This window comes from Phocaeicola sp. RTP21198st1_B8_RTP21198_201120, from assembly GCF_040929485.1.
In the GTDB taxonomy this organism is placed as follows: domain Bacteria; phylum Bacteroidota; class Bacteroidia; order Bacteroidales; family Bacteroidaceae; genus Phocaeicola; species Phocaeicola dorei.
The window spans coordinates 114,608-137,658 of sequence record NZ_JBCOCI010000001.1; the positions used below are offsets into that span (position 1 = coordinate 114,608).

11 protein-coding genes are annotated in these 23,051 nt (G+C 40.7%); 2 read left to right on the forward strand and 9 right to left on the reverse strand.

All coding sequences use genetic code 11. From position 1 onward, the window contains the following. The 3 genes from AB5935_RS00440 to uvrA all read right to left on the reverse strand — a co-directional run. Nucleotides 1–2,049, reverse strand: a 2,049-nt coding sequence (locus AB5935_RS00440; RefSeq protein ID WP_368327304.1) for a beta-N-acetylhexosaminidase, incomplete at its 3' end; no start/stop codon positions are given. A gap of 56 nt (nucleotides 2,050–2,105) precedes the next feature. Beyond that, on the reverse strand, nucleotides 2,106–3,137 hold the full coding sequence (locus AB5935_RS00445) for an endonuclease/exonuclease/phosphatase family protein (protein ID WP_005843009.1): 1,032 nt from the start codon (nucleotides 3,135–3,137) through the stop codon (nucleotides 2,106–2,108). A gap of 251 nt (nucleotides 3,138–3,388) precedes the next feature. Then, entirely contained in the window at nucleotides 3,389–6,190 is a 2,802-nt protein-coding gene (gene uvrA, locus AB5935_RS00450) for an excinuclease ABC subunit UvrA (RefSeq protein ID WP_234258915.1), read from the reverse strand. A gap of 81 nt (nucleotides 6,191–6,271) precedes the next feature. On the opposite strand from uvrA, the gene AB5935_RS00455 reads away from it, so the two are divergent. Further along, nucleotides 6,272–7,771: a glycoside hydrolase family 10 protein gene (locus tag AB5935_RS00455; RefSeq protein WP_368327305.1), complete on the forward strand. Its 1,500-nt coding sequence runs from the start codon at nucleotides 6,272–6,274 to the stop codon at nucleotides 7,769–7,771. A gap of 359 nt (nucleotides 7,772–8,130) precedes the next feature. On the opposite strand, the gene AB5935_RS00460 is transcribed toward AB5935_RS00455, so the two are convergent. From AB5935_RS00460 to purL, 6 genes are all read right to left on the reverse strand, one after another. Continuing rightward, nucleotides 8,131–10,584, reverse strand: coding sequence for a glycoside hydrolase family 31 protein (locus tag AB5935_RS00460; protein WP_410523896.1), 2,454 nt, complete (start codon nucleotides 10,582–10,584; stop codon nucleotides 8,131–8,133). Between the two features lie 105 nt (nucleotides 10,585–10,689). Then, complete coding sequence (locus AB5935_RS00465) at nucleotides 10,690–13,293, reverse strand: helix-turn-helix domain-containing protein (protein ID WP_022185720.1); 2,604 nt, start codon at nucleotides 13,291–13,293, stop codon at nucleotides 10,690–10,692. 13 nt (nucleotides 13,294–13,306) lie between these two features. Continuing rightward, nucleotides 13,307–13,879, reverse strand: coding sequence for a chromate transporter (locus AB5935_RS00470; protein ID WP_007831726.1), 573 nt, complete (start codon nucleotides 13,877–13,879; stop codon nucleotides 13,307–13,309). Then, complete coding sequence (locus AB5935_RS00475; protein ID WP_007831728.1) at nucleotides 13,876–14,424, reverse strand: chromate transporter; 549 nt, start codon at nucleotides 14,422–14,424, stop codon at nucleotides 13,876–13,878. The genes AB5935_RS00470 and AB5935_RS00475 overlap by 4 nt, the downstream gene beginning before the upstream one ends. 4 nt (nucleotides 14,425–14,428) lie before the next feature. Beyond that, nucleotides 14,429–18,445, reverse strand: a complete 4,017-nt coding sequence (locus tag AB5935_RS00480) for a response regulator (protein ID WP_038612487.1) — start codon at nucleotides 18,443–18,445, stop codon at nucleotides 14,429–14,431. 77 nt (nucleotides 18,446–18,522) lie between these two features. After that, nucleotides 18,523–22,227 (reverse strand): phosphoribosylformylglycinamidine synthase, encoded by a 3,705-nt coding sequence (gene purL / locus AB5935_RS00485; protein WP_038610677.1) that lies wholly within the window; start codon nucleotides 22,225–22,227, stop codon nucleotides 18,523–18,525. Between the two features lie 150 nt (nucleotides 22,228–22,377). Here purL and AB5935_RS00490 point away from each other — a divergent pair, with 150 nt between their 5' ends. After that, nucleotides 22,378–23,037, forward strand: coding sequence for a LysE family translocator (locus AB5935_RS00490; protein WP_005842995.1), 660 nt, complete (start codon nucleotides 22,378–22,380; stop codon nucleotides 23,035–23,037). Nucleotides 23,038–23,051: the final 14 nt, after the last annotated feature.

The window sequence follows — 23,051 nt, forward strand, 5'->3', positions numbered from 1 at the left end:
AAAATATTTGATAATCAGTCCGATATTTCCTTTTACTTTTTTAGGAATCATAACATCTTCCACTGGATAAGTACCATTGACCGGAGCTTTTTCTATTTCACTGCATTTATTTCCTTTAAATTCGTGCCATGTAGCTTTCAAACCCGGATTGGAAGGAGCGGCAGTTACAGAGGGAGTATATTCACTTTTGATGAAACGGGTCTTGACTATGTCACCTTTCTTTCCATTAGGGCGGAAGGTGCAGAAAGTAAAGTCTGTGGTTTCAGTCACTTTGATGGGACCTTCATATATGGGAGATTGTAAAGTAGGAGTACTGCCATCAGTGGTATCGTGAATTTCCGCAGTGGGGTCAAGGCAAGTTACATTGATGGCTCCTTCACCGATAAAGGCGTTGACGGCATTAAAGCCTTCCAAATCGGGTATACGGTAATTGATACCCATGATATTGAGACGTTCAAACTGATCAGACAGGCGTTGTTGGAAGGCACTCCAATCTTTTTGCTCCGGTTTGCTCCAACCTAGTTCGGCAATAGCCAGCAAACGTGGAATGGCCATATATTGCATACGTGCGTTGGAAGGAATCCATTCGCACCAAATATTTCCCTGCACTCCTAAAATCAGCGACTGCTGCTCGGAGGTCAGGTTGTCTGTCGTATCCAAATTATAAATACTTGCCATAGAGTTCTTATCTTCTGCATAATCCAAATAAAATTGTCCGTTAGGAGTGAAAATGACAGGGTTGCCTTGTGCTGTTGTCTTGGTTGCTGCATCTTTTACCCAGCTGCGCCACCACATTACGGTAGCTGTTTTAGACAATCCGCCTTCAATGATTTCATCCCAGCCTATCATTTCTTTGCCTTTCTCGTTAAAGAATCTCTCCATGTCATGAATGAACCATGATTGCAGTTCTTCTTCAGTTTTCAGATTATTGTCATGCATACGTTTCTGACAGTCCGGACATTTTTTCCAATTAGTTTTTTCTACTTCGTCACCTCCTATATGTACATACTTATAGGGGAAAAGGGCTGTCAGTTCTGTATAAACATTCTTGCAGAATTCCAATGCGGAGTCTTTCCCCGGACAAACAGGTGAGGAGAAGACGCTTCCCCAACCGGTTTCGTTAAAACAGGAAACACCTTCATAGTTACTTACAGCTGCCAGCATGTGTCCCGGCATATCAATTTCGGGAATAATATCTATGCCTCGTATTTTGGCGTATGCTATGACATCCTTGATATCTTCCTGAGTGTAGTAGCCTCCATATAAGGTGTCACCTTCTACGATGCGTATCTTGTCTTCAGGAATTGCCATATCCGGGTTGTTATTAGTCTTTGACTGACGTATGCATTCGCGATCATGAGAATTGAATTTGCGCCATGCTCCTTTTTCCGTCAGTAAAGGATATTTCTTGATTTCAATACGCCATCCTTGGTCGTCGGTAAGATGCCAGTGGAATTTATTCATCTTGTAAAGGGCCATGACATCCAGTAATTCTTTCACCTCACCTATTGTGTAGAAATGGCGGGATACGTCCAGCATAATGCCTCTCCATTCAAAGCGGGGGGCATCTTGAATGTTAACGGCCGGTATGGCCCAGTCTGTACCTTTAACAATTTCCTTAGATTCTATTTGCGGGGGAAACAGCTGTCTGAGTGATTCGATACCTGCAATGACACCTCCGTAAGAGTTACCTGTAATGTTGACCTTATCGCTCTCGGCTGTCAGGGTATAAGCTCCTTCTTTTCCTTGAACATCACCCAAGGCAAGGGTGATGGTTCCTTCGCCTTCTTTGACTTTAAGGTCGTAGCCTGTGGCTCTGGAAAGCATATCGGCCAAATACTCGGCTGCGGGAATTAGTTCGGCGTCAATAACACCGATGGAGGTATTACTTTTCAATACAAAAGCACCGTTTGTTTCCTCCAGATGGTTGGTTATGGGTACAATGGATACCTCTTTTGTTACAGGGGGAGTACCGGTACATGCTCCCAACATCAATGTGCCTGCTAACATACAGGCGGTCATTAACTGTTTATGTGTACATTTGGTCATAGGATAATAAATTAGGTTATTGGACAAAGATAACAGAAATATTGGGAAAAACGATATTATTTGGCGGGATATTGGAAAGTAACCAGTACTCCTTTATGGTCTGTAGGCCATACTCCCAATGGTTCTATAAACTTGTCTTTAGATGTTTCCTGAACACGCTGTGCACGGACTATAGAATTTTTCGGACCGAAAATGGCGGCGTCTTTCACTTTCAACCCCTTTTCGGGATAATACCAAATGTAATCTATACGGTCGCGTTCATCTGCTTTGGGAGCCCAGGTTATTTTGTCGGCGGGCTTTGCCGGATTATCCGAAGGATAAGTGAAGCCGGGATAGTTTAATACATCTGGATAGAATTCTCGATAGGCGTCTTTCAATCCGGCTTCGTCTAACAGGACAGGAACTGTCCAGGGGATTACAAAGCCATGATGGTCATACAGGTCTTTGGTCTCTTCAGTCCAATCTTGATGTGAAGGTTCATTAAAATCTCCTCCTAAAATGATGGTGTAGCCGGCTGCACGATCTTTTTTTGCCTGTTCAATGAATAGTCTGATGGCGTCATCGCGTTGTGAGGCTACATTTCTCTTTAATACTTCTTCTACGGTAGTGGGGATAGGGATTTCTTCCCAAGTAGAACCATCATATCCGCGTACATTATAATAGGCGTCATCCAAATAATCAAGATGAGCGGTGTAGACTGCTATTTTCTGTCCGTTCATATCGGCTGTAAGGCGATAGATACTGCCGTGGTCATTCTTTTCGGGGAAAACGGTTAATGAATCAGTGATGGGGTATCGGCTTAACAGACCTGTGTCATAGGTATAGAAGGAATAATAGGTTTCTCCTTTTTCCTTTAATGATTGCACTAGGCGGGCAGTGAAATTGGTGTTTTCGTAATTACGTACTTCGCTCAATGTGACGAAGTCCGGACGAAGACGGGCTATTTCATTCACAATAGCGTCGTAACCACCGGGAATTACAGTTCCTTCTTGCCAAATGTTCCATTGAAGAACGGTGAATTCTTTCTCTTTTTGTGAACATCCCAATAGGAAAGGGAACAGCAAGAGTAGTAAAAAAAGTTTTTTCATATTCTGTTGATTTATAAGGTTATTAATTCAATTCTAAATTTACTCATATTTTCGTTTAGATTTAGATTGACAATGCGGAAAACATTAAAACAGATTTTTAGTAAAATGATTCTGCAATCATACCACAAAATGCTAAATTTACAGAACGGAATAAATCACTTTTAAATTCCCATTTATCATCTAGTGGTATATTGCGTATAATCATATTTAATAATTTGTGTCAGTTTGGACAATCAGCGGTGAATAAAAAATCAATCAGGAGAATCCATCGCCAGTTTTTCCTTCAAAAACTGTCCCGTATAAGATGCCGCACATGCTGCAACCTCTTCCGGAGTGCCCGCAACTACCAGATTTCCTCCCATATTTCCTCCTTCGGGCCCTAGGTCAATCACATGGTCGGCACATTTTATCACATCCATATTATGCTCGATAATGATAATGGTATGTCCGTGGCTGATTAAGGCTTCAAATGCTTCCAGCAGTTTCTTGATATCATGAAAATGCAGACCTGTGGTTGGTTCATCGAATACAAAAATAGTGGGTTGTGCTTTCTCTATGCTCAGAAAATAGGCTAGTTTTACGCGTTGATTCTCGCCACCGGAAAGAGTGGAGGAGGCTTGTCCCAACTTTATATATCCCAATCCCACTTCTTGTAATGGGGTTAGTTTTTTCACTATCTTTTTTTGATTGTATTCGGTGAAGAATTCGATAGCTTGATTCACTGTCATTTCCAGAATATCATAGATGTTCTTATCTTGAAATTTTACTTCCAGTGTGTCGCTCTTGAAACGTTTTCCATGACAAGATTCACATTCTAATACCAAATCTGCCATAAATTGCATTTCAACGGTTACCGTACCGTCACCTTTACATTCCTCACAGCGACCGCCTTCGGTATTGAATGAGAAATATCCGGCAGTATATCCCATTTGTTTGGCAAGAGGCTGTTCGGCAAAGAGTTTGCGTATTTCGTCGTATGCTTTTACATAGGTCACCGGATTGCTGCGTGATGATTTTCCGATAGGATTCTGGTCTACAAATTCAATATCTTTCACTAGCTGTACATCCCCTTCCAAAGAGATGAACTCACCCGGCCGTTCGCTAGCTTCACTATATTCGCGTTTCAATGCCTTGTAAAAGACATCACGTACCAACGTACTCTTTCCCGAACCGCTGACCCCCGTAACTACCGTCATTACATTCAGTGGAAATTTTACGTCAATGCCTTTAAGGTTGTTTTCACGTGCACCTTTTATTTCTATATAATTGTTCCACGGACGATGGCATCGGGGGATCTCTATGTTTTCTTCTCCCAACAAATAGCGTACCGTATAACTATTACTGTTTCTTTGAAGATCGTTCATGCTGCCTTGATATACTATCTGTCCTCCTAAACGTCCTGCTTGAGGACCGATATCAATGATATAATCGGCAGCACGGATTATTTCTTCATCATGTTCTACCACTACTACGGTGTTTCCCAGTTCCTGTAACTGACGAAGTACTTTTATCAGCCGGTCAGTGTCACGGCTGTGTAATCCGATACTGGGTTCGTCTAGAATATAGAGTGAGCCTACCAAGCTGCTGCCTAATGAGGTGGCCAGATTGATGCGCTGACTTTCGCCGCCGGAGAGTGAGTTGCTGAGACGGTTCAGTGTAAGATATCCCAAACCTACATCCATGAGGAAGTTGATGCGGTTGGTAATTTCCGTTAAGATCCGTTTGGCGATGGCTGTATCATGTGCATCTAGTTCTAGAGTGCGGAAGAATTCTTTTAAGTCATGAATAGGTAAGTCAACCAGTTGAGAAATGGATTTTCCACCTACTTTTACATAACCGGCTTCTTTTTTCAAGCGTGTTCCATGGCAGACAGGACAAATAGTTTTTCCCCGGTATCGTGCCAGCATCACACGATATTGTATTTTATATTGATTTTCTTCCAGCATTCTGAAGAAAGAATCTATACAGGCCTTATTTCTAGGTCCATGCCATAAATAATCTTTTTGTTCCTGTGTCAGTTCATAATAAGGGGCAAAGATGGGAAAATCGTGGGCGGGAGCTTCATGAATGAATTCTTGTAACCATTCCCCCATCTTTTCTCCGCGCCAGCAGAGGACAGCTCCGTCATATACACTCAGAGCACGGTTTGGAATCACCAGATGTTCATCTATACCTATCACTTTACCGAAGCCTTCGCATTCGGGACAAGCTCCGAGAGGGGAATTGAATGAAAACATTTGGTCATTCGGTTCTTCGAATTTAATTCCGTCGGCTTCGAATTTAGTGCTGAAAGAGAATAGCTGCGTACTTCCGTCAGCAGAGTAGAAGCGGAGGAGGCAATTTCCGTCTCCCTCGTACATGGCTGTTTCGGCAGAATCGGTGAGGCGGCTGATACTGTCTTTGCTATCATCGGCTGTCATGCGATCTACCAGCAGATAGATGTTTTGTCTTTTATCTTCGGCAGCTGTTTGTTGCAGAAAATCTTCTATACGAACTATTTCACGGTTAACCTCTACACGGGTGAATCCTTGTTTAAAGTCCATTTCTAGCTGTTGACGCAGTGTACGGCCTTCACGAGGCATCATAGGAGTGAGAACCGTGTATTTCGTTCCTTTAGGAAAGGAGAGCATACAGCTTACAATATCTTCAATACTATGCTTTTTCACCAGTTGCCCGCTAATGGGAGAATAAGTCTTCCCCACGCGTGCATAGAGTAGTCGCAGATACTCATATATTTCGGTGGAAGTCCCCACGGTGGAACGTGGATTGCGGCTGTTCACTTTTTGCTCTATGGCGATAGCGGGTGGTATACCTTTAATGAAATCACACTCAGGTTTGCTCATACGGCCCAGAAATTGGCGGGCGTATGATGATAGGCTTTCTACATAGCGTCGCTGACCTTCAGCGTATAATGTATCAAAAGCCAATGATGATTTTCCGGAACCGGATAGGCCCGTGATAACGACCAGCTTATTGCGTGGTATGTTGACATCGATGTTTTTGAGGTTGTTTACCTTTGCTCCTTTTATGGATATATAGTTACTTTCTGACATTCTTTATTGAATTTGGTTTAATATGCAAAGATAATTATAAGTTTTCTTATCTTTGCAAGCGTATTAAACAAGAATAACAAAATGAGAGCAAAAACTATTCTTCTTTTATTGATAGCACTACTTTTTACTTCTGTTGTCAGTGCTCAGACACGTTATCCTAAACGTGAGTTCCGCGGTGCATGGATTCAGTGTGTGAATGGACAGTTCCAAGGGATGCCGGCAGAGAAGATGCAGCAGCTATTAATAAATCAACTAAACAGTCTGCAAGGCGCAGGCATTAATGCGATAATTTTTCAGGTACGTGCAGAAGCCGATGCCTTGTATAAATCTTCTTATGAGCCGTGGAGCCGCTTTCTTACGGGAGTGCAGGGTAGAGTGCCTTCACCTTATTGGGACCCGATGCAGTTCATGATTGATGAATGCCATAAGCGTGGAATGGAGTTCCATGCCTGGATTAACCCTTACCGTGCCAAGACAAAGGGAACTACTGCCTTATCACCCATTCATCCGTATAATAAGAATCCGGAACGTTTCGTGAATTATGCTGGTCAGCTTTATTTTGATCCGGCTTTGCCCGAAAACCGAAAATATATTTGTAAGATTGTGCGCGATATTGTTACTCGTTATGATGTGGATGCCATTCATATGGATGATTATTTTTATCCTTATCCCAACCCGGGCGAGGATTTTCCTGATCATGTCAGTTTTGCGCAATATGGTCGCGGATACAGTAATAAAGCCGATTGGCGCCGTGACAACGTGAATGTGCTGATAAAGGAAATCCATGAGACAGTGCGCGAGTGTAAGCCGTGGGTGAAGTTCGGTGTTTCTCCTTTTGGTATCTATCGTAACAAGAAAAATGATCCGAATGGAAGTGATACACGTGGTCTTCAGAATTATGATGATTTATATGCAGATGTGCTGATGTGGATTAATAATGGTTGGGTAGATTATAATATCCCTCAGATTTATTGGGAAATAGGTCATCCTGCTGCCGATTATGACAACTTGATACATTGGTGGGCAAAACATGCCGCTTCGCGTCCGTTATTTATCGGTCAGGATGTGATGCGTACGGTGAACAAGGCGGATGCCCGTAATCCATTACAAAACCAGATGCCTGCCAAAATGAAGTTGCAACGGTCGCTTCCTACCGTGCAGGGAAGTTGTCAATGGTATGCTGCAGCAGTGGTGGATAACGCCGGTAATTACCGCACTATGTTGGAGAAGGAGTATCATCGTTATCCGGCTTTGATTCCTGAATCTCCTTTTATGGACGATAAGGCTCCAGGTAAAGTAAAGAAGGTAAAGATGGTATGGACGTATGAAGGTCCAGTACTCTTCTGGACAGCTCCGAAGGCAAAGGACGAGATGGACAAAGCTGTACAGTATGTGGTTTATCGCTTTGATAAAAAACAAAAAGTCAATTTGGATGATGCTTCCCATATTGTAGCCATTACCCGTGATCATTTTTATCCATTACCTTATAACGATGGAAAAACGAAGTACCAGTATGTGGTGACAGCGTTGGATCGTTTGCACAATGAGTCGAAAGGTACTAAAAAGAAAGTGAAACTGTAAGAAGCGGGAGTGTTTCTTTTAGATTTTATTTCTACTGCCACTGCCTGGGTATTTATTCATGTAATATCGATGAATAAAGAATTCTAGGGTAGTGGCAGTTGATTTGTATGCTGCCATATCTTCCGAGTACGATATTGTTTATGTTGAGATCAATGAAAAAAGGTTATAACATCTGCATCCATCTTATGGCTTTCTCTAATCAGTGATAAAAAGTATCTGCAATAAATATATCAAGTAGTGATATAAATTCTATTGATCTCTTGAATTTATTTCCGTCATATATAAAGTCCCGTTGGCAAAATTGATTTTTTTCAGATTGTGTTATGAAACTTAAGAAGCTTTACCAACGGGGAATGTATTTATAATTTCACATTGACTTGTTTCCCTTTATAGGAAATAGATTGGTCAAAGGTGGGGCTATCCTTATCTCCACATCCTTTCCCCGGTTCAACAAGTATGATGTTGAATTTGCGGTTTTTCAGCATACCTTTGTAGTTGCCTTTTCGCTCGTTAATAGTCAGTGTGCGCTCTTTGTCATCCCATTTCATCAGGATGGTTGTGTAAGCACCTTTTTCATAATTATAATTATCAAATTCATCTTCATAAAGGGTAAATTCCGCATCAGCACCCGGATAGATGCGAATCGTCAGATTATCCCACTTCTTTTCTGTAGAATATTGCACTGCTGGTCCCCAAGGAAGGATAGATCCCGCACGTACATAAATAGGCATAATATCAATGGGTACTTCCCGTTGGATCGTTTGCCCGCCTTCCAAAGTTTGCCCGGTCCAAAAGTCTGTCCAGTTTGCTCCTTTAGGTAAATATACCTCTGTATTTCCAATCTTTTTTAAATCTTTTAAGTAACCGTTCTGATTTTTGTCTTGCCATGTATAAAGCGAGTCTGTAACGGGACGTACTAGGAAATTATGTCCGAACATATATTCGGTATCCATATCAAGTACTTTGGGATCTTTCGGGAAATCCATCATTAATGGGCGGATAAAGCTGCCTGCTTTGCTGGTTACCTCCCAGGAAGTGCTATAAAGATAAGGTAGCAGACGATAACGCAGGTGAGTATATTTTTCTAACGCATCATAGGCCCAGTCGCCTTTTTGGCCGAATTGGTATATTTCGACTGCTACCGGACTAGAATTGTGTGAGCGCATAATGGGTTGAAACACTCCCCATTGATACCAGCGGACATGTAACTCGTGATAAGCTATGTTGTTTACATTATTATTGTATTTCCAGGCAAAGAATCCTCCCAAATCTGTATTCCAATAGGGAATGCCACATAATGAGTAATTCAATCCGGCTGCTAATTGTTTGCGCATGACTTCCCAGGTAGAAACTACATCTCCGCTCCACGAATGAGAAGCATAGCGTTGCTGTCCTAGGAAAGAAGAACGAGTGAGTAGGAATACTCGTTTGTCCGAAGTAGTAGCTCGTTGATGTTCATATACTCCTTTATTGGACATTAACGGGAAAGCATTATGTACTCTGCGGAAAGTTCCCAAATAGGTGAGAGTATTAAAATCCTGGTCCTTCAGATTCATGTGATCGGGTTCAGTAGAGTCCAGCCACCAACCGTCCATGCCCAGATCGAATATGTTCTTTTTCATCTCTGACCAATAGAGATCACGTGCAACAGGATTATAAGGGTCGTATGGCCTGACTCCGGCATTGTTGGGCCAAGTATCAAATTGAAGAAGTGCTTTCAGACTGTCCATTTTTTGATACATTTCAGTCCAAGGGCCGAAAGAAGCCCATACGGAGATCATGATATGTGCATTTTGTTTGTGCACATAGTCAATCATTTCTTTGGGAGTTTTGATTCTTGGAGTACCGTAACGTGCGCTTTTATCTTCTCCGTTTGGAAGATATTTCATATATTCTTTATCGCCCATTTTGTTGATGTAACGGGGATTTTGGAACTTCATGGCATTCCAGTTAGAGTCGCATCCCCAATATTGCCAATCCTGTATAATGCCATCCAGAGGGACTTTCAGTTTACGGTACTTATCTACAACTTCGCATAATTCATCCGGGCTTTTATAACGTTCGCGACATTGCCAGAATCCTAGTGCCCAAAGCGGATAGAGAGGAGCCTGTCCAGTCAGTTCGCGTACATTGGCTATTACTTTATCTGCATTGCCGCCGTAAATGAAATAATAATCTGCACAATCACCTACTTCCGAGTCAAAAGACATTTCTTGTGGATTGTCTACAAAAGTGGTGGGGGAGTAATTGTCCCAATAAAGGGCATATCCTTTTATTGAATGAATAAACGGAATGCAAATGCTCATGTTTTGGTTACGGAGAAATAGTTTCTGATTCCGTTGGTTCACTTTTCCTGTTTGTTGCTGTCCTAGTCCGTAAATCACTTCATCTTTGTCCAGTAAGAAAGCTTGACGAACATTATATGATGGAACGCCGGCGTCATCGAAGGGGGTGAATTGGGTACCATAATCTTTATCAGTCAGTAATAATTTTCCTTCTTTGTCGGAAAAACGGATACCTCCGGTTTCAGGATTTACTTCTACTTGTATAACATTGCTGCTGAGTGTTACATTTTTCCCTTTCTCACCGAAAGTTACAGAGGTGGTTTCCGGTGTTTTGATAATGACCAGACTTTCTTTTTTATAAGGTTTCTTAATGGGGGTTTTATAAATACGGACAATGGTGGGAGAGTAAAATTCTACTTTGACATCTATTTCTTGTGTAGTATACGTTATTCCTTGTGTGGTGTGTTGTACACTCTGTGCGATGCCATTTGTTGCAATGATAGTTGTTCCAATTAGGGTTAGAGTCATTTTTTTAATAAAATTCATATTCATAGTATTTTAGTGTTTTGTACTGTTACAAAGGTAAGGCGAAAAGCTTTAAATAGGCAACAATGAGGTTGAATCCAATAATAATCAGGTTGATTTCTTTGTTTTTCTGGCGTATTCGGAGGGGCGGCATCCATACATTTCTTGGAAGCACTTACTTAGATAGCTGGAACTGCTGAAGCCTGTGCGTTCTGCTATTTCTGCAATACTGAGTTCGTTTTCAGTAAGTAGTTGCGCAGCTCGTTGTAAACGGATGTTACGGATGAAAAGGCTGGGAGACTGATCTAATAAATTTACTAGTTTGCGATAAAGTCCTGTTCTTTCCATGCAAAGGTCTCGACTTAGCTGTTCTACTGAATAACCGATGACATGCATATTCTTTTCTACCTGTTCTATAGCCCGTGCTAAAAAAGCGGATTCGGTATTGGTTGTTTTAGGATGATCCGGTTGCTTGTCGTTTTCAAAGCAAGTGGAGGTTGCTGTGCCGTTCTTTTCCAGACGTGCTTTTTGTTCGGCTTCGTAATTGTTGCATTGCTCTATCAGGTTGCGGATGCGGAGTAGTAGAATTTCCTCTTTATGCCGACGCTCTATTTTTTTTCGGGTCCAACATATGTAAAGACGGATACTTCCTACTGTAATAAATAGTAAAATGAGCAGGTAAATAGTATAAGCGGTGGTTGTTTTCCACCAAGGGGCATGGATGGTGAGTTTTATAACGGTTATTTTTCCATTCCACTGGAGAGGGGTATCGGATGCCATAACTTTGAATGTGTATTCTCCGGGAGGTAAATTAGTATAGGACGCTTGAAGCATACCATTACCTGCTGTGGTATTGCCTGGTTTGCTGGTGAAAACATTCATCCAGTTTTTATCAATACCTTCTAATTGATAACGATAATAGGTGCGTTCACTATTGATATAGTTCAAAGCAGAGAATTCGAAAGTGAGGAAATTCTGATTGTAGCCCAGTTCTATTTCTTTTGTATAAGGGCTGGCTTGGGGAAGTTTTATCTTTTTGCCGTATAGCCGCAAACAAGTGAACACTGGGGAATAGGGGAGTTCCGGAGTGATTGATTCATTATCAGGATTGAAGATATTGAATCCGTCTATGCCACCGAAGTAAAGTGTACCGTCCGATGCTTTGAAAACAGCCTTTGTTAGATATTCCCCTTCTAATGCGCCATCCTGTTGATTGAAATTGGTGAAGTATGGTTCTTTATTTTTCTGATTGATGTGGATACGTGAGATTCCATTGCTTGTAGTTACCCAGATATCATTGTGATCATCTTCAATAATGCCTTGTACAAAGTTATTACTTAATCCATTTTCACGATAAAAAATGCGTGGGGTTTGCTCGTCCGGTATAAAAAGTTCCAGACCATCTGCTGTCCCTGCCCAAGTCCAGCCTCGTGTGTCAGTACATAGGGCCGTATATGTTTTTCCCTTGAAAAAGGCAGTTTCTGTTCCTCTGTTGAATTTCTTTTTTACTTCGGCAGGGATAGATGAATTATGTTCGGAGATAAGGGTGCGTGTTCCATCTTTTTCAGTGGACAAGCGGTAAATATGAGTATGTTCTTTCAGATAGATCATTCCTTTATTGTCTTCGGCAAAACTTTCTACTGCAATATCTTTTTCAGGAGCAACTGGAAAATTGTTACGGTTTATTTGGGTAAGTTTATGCATGGACGGATGGTAATATAGTAATCCTCGGTTGAGAGTTCCAATCCATAATCCTCCTTGTCGGTCTTGGAATATAGTGCTGATTTCTGTTGAGAGTCGTTGTCCGTTTTTAGTTTCCAAAATAGGAATATATTGCAGTTTTTCCTTAGTAAGATCCAGTATCCAAAAACCATGTACACAGGTTATATACGCTTTTTGATTGTCGGGGGTGATGATTAAAGTATTAAGTGCATAGTTTTCTTCAAGTATCTTTTTCCATGTCCGTTGGCATGTGTTGAAACAGAACAAACCACCTTTATATCCGTTGCGTAATTGGTAAAAGCTGTTTGGAGCTTTGACAACCAAGGAGGTTCGGGCAAAGTATTGTTGCTCGGTTTCCGCATAGGCAGCAGCACTGTATAGTCGTTTTCTGCTTGTCATGTCATAACAATCTACTTCTCCCGTATTATAGAACAGGTAAAGTGAATCATTCTCCGTATTTAGATCTTGTAGTTGGCGGGTATCATTGGGGGATAAAGTTATATGGATTCCGGTTTGTAATTCTTGTAATTTATGGTCTGTCAGTATCCAAATGTGTCCTGCACAGTCGGCAAAAAGATTTTCTATCGGTTCCGGTATATTTTTATTTTGGAAATAAGATTCTAAATCTCGGATATATTCCTCTTTGTAGAGATTGATTCCCATTAGTTTGTGATAGTCTTTCACCCAAAGTAGGGAGTCTCCACTTTGATAAATGCGGTAGAACCCGTCATATTGTTTTAAAGGATATACATTTTTATCCGTCCGATGCAGATAACTGAAATGTATACCATCATATAAATTGATGTTGCCATTAGTAGTAAACACCATTCTTCCGTCAGGTAGTTGTAGGATATATCTTATCTGGTTGTCGCTTAATCCGTGTGAAGTATTGATGGAAGTAAACAGGAAATCATTGGCATATAGTGGCAATATTATACTGATATATAAACAGATCAGTAGGCTTATTTGTTTTTTTTGATGATTTCCCATAATCTTCCTATTTTTAGTAAAGCAGGAATCCTGCCACTCCGCAAAGTATAATCATTAATATAGGATTAATTTTGTATTTCCGTGTACCTATAAAGGTTACTAGAAAAATAATTATACTGATGATAAATTGATACAAATCTATTTGATAGCTACTGAAGTTTTCAGCATTCATCAAGACGAGTGCAGCCGCTGCCAGCAGACCTACCACTGCCGGACGCAACCCTTTGAATACGGCTTCTACAACCGGATGCTTTTGGTATTTCAAGAAGAACCGGCTGATGATTACCATTAATATGAATGATGGAAAAACTACAGCAAAAGTAGCTATACAAGAACCGAATATGGCCCAGTTTTCATTGTAGCCTGCATTCAATACTGCAGTATATCCCACATAAGTAGCAGAGTTGATACCAATGGGGCCTGGTGTCATCTGGCTGATAGCGATGATATCTGTAAATTCGCTGGCACTGACCCAATTATATCTTGTTACTACTTCTCCTTGTATCATGGACAACATGGCATAGCCTCCTCCGAAACCGAAGAGACCTATTTTACAGAATGTATAGAATAAATATAGAAAAATCATTTGGATGAATATTTATGTTTGTACTTGCCATATATAAAACCCCCCACGCCCGCTATTATGATAATGTAGACAGGGGATACGTCCAATACCCAGATAAGTAATGCGGATACTATTGGTATCCAGATAGTGTAACGGTTTATCTTGGCCGATTTTGCCATGGAGAAAGTTGGAGCTGCAATAAGGGCTACTACTGCCGGACGGATTCCCTTGAATATATTCTCTACAATTTGGTATTGTTTGAACTGTTGAAAGAATAAGGCAATTGCCAACATAATAAAGAAAGAGGGGAGTATTGTGCCTAAAGCCATTGCCAATGCTCCACGGAAATTACGCAATTTATATCCGATAAATATGGCAATATTTACAGCAAATATTCCAGGTACAGACTGAGCGAGGGCTAATAAATCAATAAAATCCTCTTTGTCAATCCATTTTCGTTTGTCCACTATTTCATCTTGAATTAGGGGAACCATGGCATATCCTCCGCCAATGGTAAATAGTCCTATCTTTAAGAAGATAAGAAATGATTGTAAATAGAAATTCATTTTTTTAATTTTGTTTCATATAAGTGCTTGGTGGAACTCTGTAGTATTTCTTAAATGTATCCGTAAAATATTTGGGATCACTGAATCCCATCATATCCGAAACTTCGGATACAGTATAACGTTTGCTTTTTAATAAAATGCTAGCCTCGTTCATACGTACTTTACGTATAAAATCACTGGGCGAATCATTGGTTAAAGCCTTTATTTTATTGTATAAACTACTCCGGCTCATATTCATTGCATCACATAGGTTTTCTACGTTCATTTCTTTGTTTATACTACTTTTTATGATGTTGGTGGCTTTTAAAAGAAATTCTTGTTCCAAACTGATCGTCGGATCATCTGAAACCTCGTCTGCATTGAATTTGAATTGTGAGAAACGCTTTTTCATGATTTCCCTGTTCGCCAGAACATTGGCTATATTTGCTTTCAGTACTTCCATGTCAAATGGTTTGACTATATATTTATCGGCTTTGGTCTGTAAACCCTTGATGATACTTTCTTTATCGTTCAATGCGGTCAGCAATATGATAGGTATATGACTGGTTTCAATATTATTTTTCAATATATTGCACATTTTGTCTCCATTCATGATAGGCATCATTACATCCGACAATATCAGATCCGGTTGTCGTTCCTTGATAAAATCCAGTGCTTCTTGCCCATTTCCTACATCAGAAACATTATAGTCTTCCGATAGCGTATGCAACAGGAAAGTACGCAATTCCATATTATCTTCCACTATCAGAATGGAAGCGGCATGTGTTTTGGCTGGCTTGTTTTTGATCTCTTTCACCAGTTCTTCCGGATTGCCTTCGATAACAGGCAGAGGATCAATTACATCAGCTTTTTTGAATATACGGTAGTTGTATTTCCGGCTTTTGATAGGGAATGCCAGTTTGAAGGTAGTTCCTACATTTTCTATACTGCTCATTGATATTTTGCCGGCATGGCTTTTGATCAGTTTGTAGGTAAGCAGCATACCGATGCCGCTTCCTGTGATTTGCAGATTGATGGCATTATTTCCTCTGAAGAGGCTTTTGAACATTTTCTTTTGTTCATTGGCAGGGATTCCGATTCCTGTATCTGTAATAGTGATGAACCAATGACTTTTATTTTTCTGAGTTTGTACAGTGACATTGCCCCCTTGACAGGTATATTTCAAGGCATTTGTCATCAGGTTACGGATGATGGAATCCATCTTATTTCTGTCCAGCCATACTTCCTGGCTTTCAAAATTAGTTTCAAATATTATATTTATCTGTCTTTTGCGAGCATATAAATTGAACTGTTCCAAATAGTTTTTGATATAATTGTTCAATTCGTATCGGGATACATATACAGTGGAGGTATATAGTTCCTCTTTTTCAAAATTAATCAGATTACTGGCTAACTCAGACAGGTTGTCCGTATTTTGTATAGCTAGGTTGATATTGATTCTTCCCTGTTCGGATAGGTTTTCGTTTTTAAGGATCTCTCCCAAAGGAGCTTTTATCAAAGTCAGCGGTGTACGTATATCATGTGCCGTGTTGATAAAGAACCGGATTTTTTCTTTTGAATTGTTTCTGTCTTTCCTAAGCCACAAATAACGCAAAACAATTACTCCGACCAGTATAAAAATGATCAGATAAAGAATTCCTGCCCAAAAAGTAGCCCACCAAGGTGGGGTTATGGTAATGAAAAGTGAACGTTCTTCTAACAAATGGTGGTCATCCATCAGGATGGCTCTCACTCTTAATTTATATTTACCGGGACTGATGTTAGTGTAACGTATGCGGTTATCATTCGTGAGTGAAGTCCATTCATCATAAAATCCTTCCAGTTTCCAAGAATAGACTATGTTGGAGGGATTATCATAATTAATGGAAGACACATCCAGTGAAAAAATATTCTGGTCGTAATTCAGTATGATGTGCCGGGTATCATCAATTTCTTCTTTTAAGGGGGAACCTTTTTCACCAGGCATTACTTTCTGGTAGAGCAGTCGGAAATTGTCAAATACCATTTTGGATTTAAATTGATGAGGCAGCGTGACAGTATCTGCCAGTTCAATGGCTCCGTCTCCACATCCGAAGATAAATTTTTTATCGCGTGTATGTACTCCGGCAGCTTGGTTAAAGCTGGTAGACATCAAGCCTTGTTCTTTTGTCCAGTTAGAGAATATTTTTTCTTTTGTTTTGAAACGGGTCAACCCTTTTTCTGTACTAATGATTAAATCGTCTTCCAGAGCAGGCAGTATGCAATGAATATTATTAGATATCAGAGCTGAATTATTGATATGGTAATTAGTTACTTTTTCTGTATAATTATTGTAAATCCACATACCGGAACCATGTGTACCAATAAAAGTGATGTTCTTTTTACTTTGATAAATAGTATTTATACAGCCTAGCTCGGAGTCTAGATTCACCGCTTTGAGCTCTTGATTGACCTTATTGAACTGATACAATCCATTGATAGTTCCTATCCATAAATTATGGGCGTCCTTATTGGTGATATAGGTGATAGGGAAGTCCATATTGTAACAATGCATTTCCTTTGTATCCAGATCGTAACTTTTCAAGTTGTAATATCCTCCGGCCCAAATCAGATTATCCCAATCCTTATAAATACAACGAATATATTTATCCGGTTTTACGGTGTCATCATTCAATGTTTGGGGAATAAAATATTGTGTGGTCATGTTTTTCTTATCTATTTTGTACATTCCCGACATATATCCACCTACTAAAATAACTCCCGGTCGGGATTCACATATAGAGATAAATACATGATTCTGATTAGGCGTGTCATGCTGATAAGTTGATAATAAATTCGTCCATTGTTTGGTAGAAGGACTGTAGCAACATACGCCATTATTGGTTGCATACCAAATGTCTCCTTCAGAATCTTCCAATATATAATTCACTTGATTATCTATCAGTGAGTTAGGGTTGTCATAAGAGTGCTGTATCCATTGATATCCGGGATATTTCTCGGAATATACAGTGATGCCTATAGGATAGACTGCCATCCATAATTTTTGATCATCATCAATATAGATATCATTAATGATATTACCGTTCATTTTGTTGGAATGGTTGTGGTCGGCATTTAGAAAATTTGTCAATTCGTAAGTGCCCAAGTTTAATTTATATACGCCTGCGCCGTTAGTTGCTATTAACACCTCGTTTTCATTTTCTTTACTTGCTATGATAGAGTTGACATTAATGTCTTGTAGTCCGTTGTGTACATCAATCAGTTGGCGGCTATGGATATTGTATAGATAAATACCATCCAATAAGGTACCTATTACTAACATTTGGGTTTCCGGATGAAAATAGATGTAGTTTACTATATGGAAATTATCCAGTTCCGGATGCTTGATTACTTCTAATCGCCCATGATTCAGTCTTGCACAGTAAATCTTGTGGCTGGAGGCTAGAAAATATTGATTGTTCGTAGATTTCGCAATATATGTGATTTCTTCCTTGATAGGACTTTCCAGTTGAATAAGTTCATGGGTATCTATGTCGAAAAGATATTGTTTGTTTTTGGTGCAAAGCAATATATTATTGTCTTTGGAGTCAAGAAATGAAGCGGTGAGTGGCAGCCCGCTGTTGCTTTTGTCCTTACTGGCAAAATCGCAAACTAGTTCAAATTTGTCTTGTAGAGAATTGTATTTGAATAGATGACCGGTTTTTCCTATCTCCCAAACCACTCCTGCCGTATCTATCTGCAAAGTGTTCAAGTTGGGAAAAAAGTTCAGTAGTTTTCCATTGGCTGTTAAGCTATAGTGTGTGTATTGTTTTCCGTTATACCTGTCTATTCCTTCGTGAGTGAGAAACCACATATAGCCTTTTTTATCTTTTCGTATAGATAGAACTCTACGGCTGCTCAAACCATTCTGAGTATCCAGATACTGGTATAGTTGAGCAACGGCAGGTGTTACCAAAATAACAAAAAGGCATATAAGTAAAAGAATTCTTCTCATATTATTAGGAGGCAAAATCCTTACAAAGTTCGTAATTTCCCTTAACATATCAAAATCTGTTATATACAAAAAAAGCGGTAATCAGTCCGACTCACCGCTTTTTTAGTAAATATAACAAATCGTTTTTATTTTTTGTTCATTTCAACCCATTTTCTAGCATTGACAAATGCTTCCATCCATGGAGTAATCTGATCGTTCTTTATTCTATCAGCCGGATAATAAGCATTTTGCCATGGGAAACAAGAGCGTTCCAAATGAGGCATCATGGCCAAATGGCGGCCGTCAGGACTGGCCAGACCGGCTACGCTGTAATCCGAACCGTTTGGATTGCCAGGATACTCATCGTATGAGTATTTCAATACAACATTGTATTGATCTTCATCATATGGCAATGAGAATTTACCTTCTCCATGGGCTACCCAGATACCAAGCTTACTTCCGCTTAACGAACCGAACATGACGCTTCTATTCATAGGAACGGTAACACCTACAAACTTGGATTCGAATTTATGTGAATCATTGTGCAGCATTTTCGCTTTTTGGGTGAAGTCGGGGTTAATCAGGTTTAATTCTATCATCAGCTGGCAGCCGTTACATACGCCCAATGACAATGTATCTTTGCGTGCATAGAAGTTATCCAATGCAGCTTTGGCTTTGGGATTGAACAAGAAAGCTCCGGCCCATCCTTTAGCAGAGCCTAAAACGTCCGAATTAGAGAACCCACCGCAAAATACGATGAAATTGATGTCCTCCAATGTTTCACGTCCGCTAACCAAATCAGTCATTGTTACATCTTTCACATCAAATCCTGCCAAATAGAGCATATAGGCCATTTCGCGTTCGCCATTGGTTCCTTTTTCACGGATAATAGCCGCTTTGATACCTGTCGGAGTACGACGGTCGGGGTTAAGGCCGAATTGTGAAAGTTTGCCGGTGAATGATTTGTCGAATACAAATTCCAAAGGTTGTTTCTTGTAGTTCTCGAAACGTTTTTTGGCACAGCCGTTCATGCTCTGCTTGCAGTCTAGCAAGTAAGAGGTAGAATACCATACATCGCGCAGATAGTCTATGCCGAACTGGTAAGTTGCATCTCCCTTTTCTACCAGGATATGCCGTTCTTCAGTCGGTTTACCTAATTTTACGTAGCCTATGCCTGCGTCTTCCAAGATCTTTTTTACTTCTTCTTTGTGCTTATTTTTTACCTGGATAACAATACCCGGATTTTCGGCGAACAATATCTTGATGATGTCATCCTCCTTAATCTTGTTCAGGCTGATTTCCATACCACCTTCCATATTCGAGAAGCACATTTCAAGCAGTGTGGTAATAAGACCACCGGCAGAAATATCGTGACCGGCCATAATCAGACCTTTATTTACTAATTCTTGTACTGCCAGGAATGCGTCACGAAAATATTCAGGATTTTGTACAGTCGGTACATCGTCACCTATTTTATTCAATGATTGTGCAAAAGCAGAACCTCCCAGACGTAACTTGTCAAAACTGAAATCAATATGGTAGATAGTGCTCTTTTCATCATTTACCAATACAGGAGAAACCACTTTCTTCACATCCGAGACTTCGCCACCGGCTGAAACGATGACAGTTCCCGGACTAATGATCTTCTCACCGTTAGGATATTTCTGGGTCATAGATAAAGAATCTTTTCCGGTCGGTACATTGATTTGCAATGAGCAGCAGAAATCGGAAAGGGCTTTTACGGCAGTGTACAGGCGGGCGTCTTCACCTTCCTGTGCGCGACATGGCCACATCCAGTTGGCAGATAAGGAAACGCTGTCCAATCCTTCTGCCATCGGGGCCCATACGATATTAGTCAGTGCTTCGGCTACCGACAAAACAGAGCCTGCGGCCGGATTGGCTAAGGCGGCTTGGGGAGCATGGCCTAGAGAAGTTGCTATACCTTTTTCGCCACGATAGTCGAGGGTTACTACACCACAATCGCTCAGAGGCAGCTGGATTTCACCTTGACATTGCTGGCGGGCGATTTTACCGGTTACGGAACGGTCTACTTTATTGGTTAACCAATCTTTGCAAGCAACAGCTTCCAGCTGAAGTACGCGGTGGATATATTCATTTAATTTGGAAGTTTCGTATGAAACATTTTCATAATGGCGTTCTACAGTCTTGTCAACCATGTAGGTCTTCGGAGAAGAACCGAACATTTGATCTACTGCCAGATCGAACGGACGTACCCCATCGGCCTGTTCGAAAGCAAAGCGGGCGTCTCCGGTTGTTTCACCTACGGTATACATCGGCGCACGTTCGCGATCAGCAATTTTTTGTACATGTTCAATAGCCGATTCGTCAATCAGCAATCCCATACGTTCCTGAGATTCGTTGGCGATAATTTCTTTGGCAGACAAAGTCTGGTCACCGATAGGTAATTTGTCCATATGAATTAATCCACCGTTTTCTTCTACCAATTCGGATAAACAATTCACGTGGCCGGCCGAACCGTGGTCGTGAATGGAAACAATCGGGTTGTTATCTTCTTCACACAATGCGCGGACTACATTATAGGCACGTTTTTGCATTTCCGCATTGGCACGCTGGACAGCGTTTAGTTCGATTCCCGATGAGTACCGGCCTGTTTCAACAGAAGAAACTGAACCTCCACCCAAGCCGATGCGATAGTTATCACCACCCATTACAACGACTTTGTTTCCTTTTTCGGGATGTCCTTTCAGACAGTCGCGCTGAGTACCGTAACCTACCCCTCCTGCCAGCATAATCACTTTGTCGTATGCATACTTCTCGCCATTTTCCTGGTGCTCGAATGTTAGTACAGAACCACAAATCAGCGGTTGACCGAATTTGTTACCGAAATCGGAAGCACCGTTGGAAGCCTTGATTAAGATCTGTTCCGGAGTCTGGTATAACCATTGGCGGACAGGAAGGATATCTTCCCACTCGCGTCCCTCATCAGTACGGGGGTAAGAAGTCATATAAACGGCAGTACCAGCAATGGGCCATGAGCCTTTACCACCGCCCATGCGGTCACGGATCTCACCACCAGTACCGGTGGATGCACCGTTGAATGGTTCTACGGTTGTCGGGAAGTTATGTGTCTCGGCTTTCAGTGAGATAACAGTCTTGATATCTTTGATAATGAAATAATCGGAAGTGGAATGATCGGCCGGAGAGAATTGCTCTACTATCGGTCCTTCGGCAAATGCTACATTATCTTTATAAGCAGAAATAATCTTGTTGGGATTTTCAGCAGTAGTTTTCTTGATCATCTGGAACAAGGAAGACTCCATTTCCTGACCATCAATAATGAATGTTCCGCCGAATATCTTATGGCGGCAATGCTCGGAATTGATTTGCGCGAAGCCGAATACTTCGGAATCGGTTAATTTACGTCCCAAATCTTTTTCAACCTTCAGCAAATAGTCCATCTCCTCACGAGAAAGTGCCAGACCTTCTTTTTCATTGTATTCTTCGAGGTTCTCGATGTGAACAATTGGCTGGGGTTTGATGTTGACTGTGAAAATCTCCTGGTTCAATCCCTTATACATACGTTGCAGCATAGGATCGTACTCGGCGTTTTCGTCTTTTACAGGGAAATATTCCTCAATGCGTAAAACACCTGTAAGACCCATGTTCTGAGTGATTTCTACAGCATTTGTACTCCAGGGAGTGATCATTTCCCGACGCGGTCCGATGAAGCAACCTTTCAGGTTCTCTTCGTTCTCTACAGTGGCTTCACCATAAAGCCAGCTTAATTTCTGAATATCCTCAGAAGGCAGTTCCTGGCTGACTTCTGTTGCTATTACACTTTTAGTGGGTGTTCTGAAAAATAGAATCATAGCACTTTTATAGTTGTTTTGTTAATTGAAAACTAGTTCTAATATCAAGGGTCTATTAATAAGGTGCAAAGTTATATAAAAGAGACGGGGTATGAAAGAATTTTGAGTGTAAATATAGGTACTTTCGTAAAAAAGTAGCATCTTTGCAGCATGAATTGGATAGAACAAGTAACCATACTCGATTTATTGGTGAAAGGGCTTATCGTCGGCGTAGTGGTTTCTGCGCCGCTAGGTCCTGTTGGGGTACTTTGTATACAGCGCACACTGAACAAGGGACGATGGTATGGATTTGTTACTGGTCTGGGAGCTGCCCTTAGTGATATAGGCTATGCCTTGATTACAGGTTATGGCATGAGTTTTATGGATGATTTCTTGGCAAAGAACCAAGTATTGTTACAAATTATCGGCAGTATCATGCTGTTCTTTTTCGGTATTTATACTTTTCGTAGTAATCCTGTCCAGTCTATCCGTCCTGTATCCTCTACCCCGGGCAGTTATCTTCATAATTTTGTTACTGCTTTTTTTGTGACTCTCTCCAATCCCCTCATTATATTCCTGTTTATAGGTTTGTTTGCCCGTTTTTCTTTTGTGATGCCGGGCAGTCCCATAGGCTTTCAACTGGTGGGGTATTTGGCTATTGTATTGGGGGCGCTTCTCTGGTGGTTCGGAATTACGTATTTTGTCAATAAAGTACGCACCCGTTTTAATTTACGCGGCATTTGGATTTTGAACCGTGTGATTGGTATTGTAGTGATGCTGATTTCAGTCGCAGGTTTCATTTATACTATTTTAGGAAAAACGATGTACTGACAAAGAAACATATC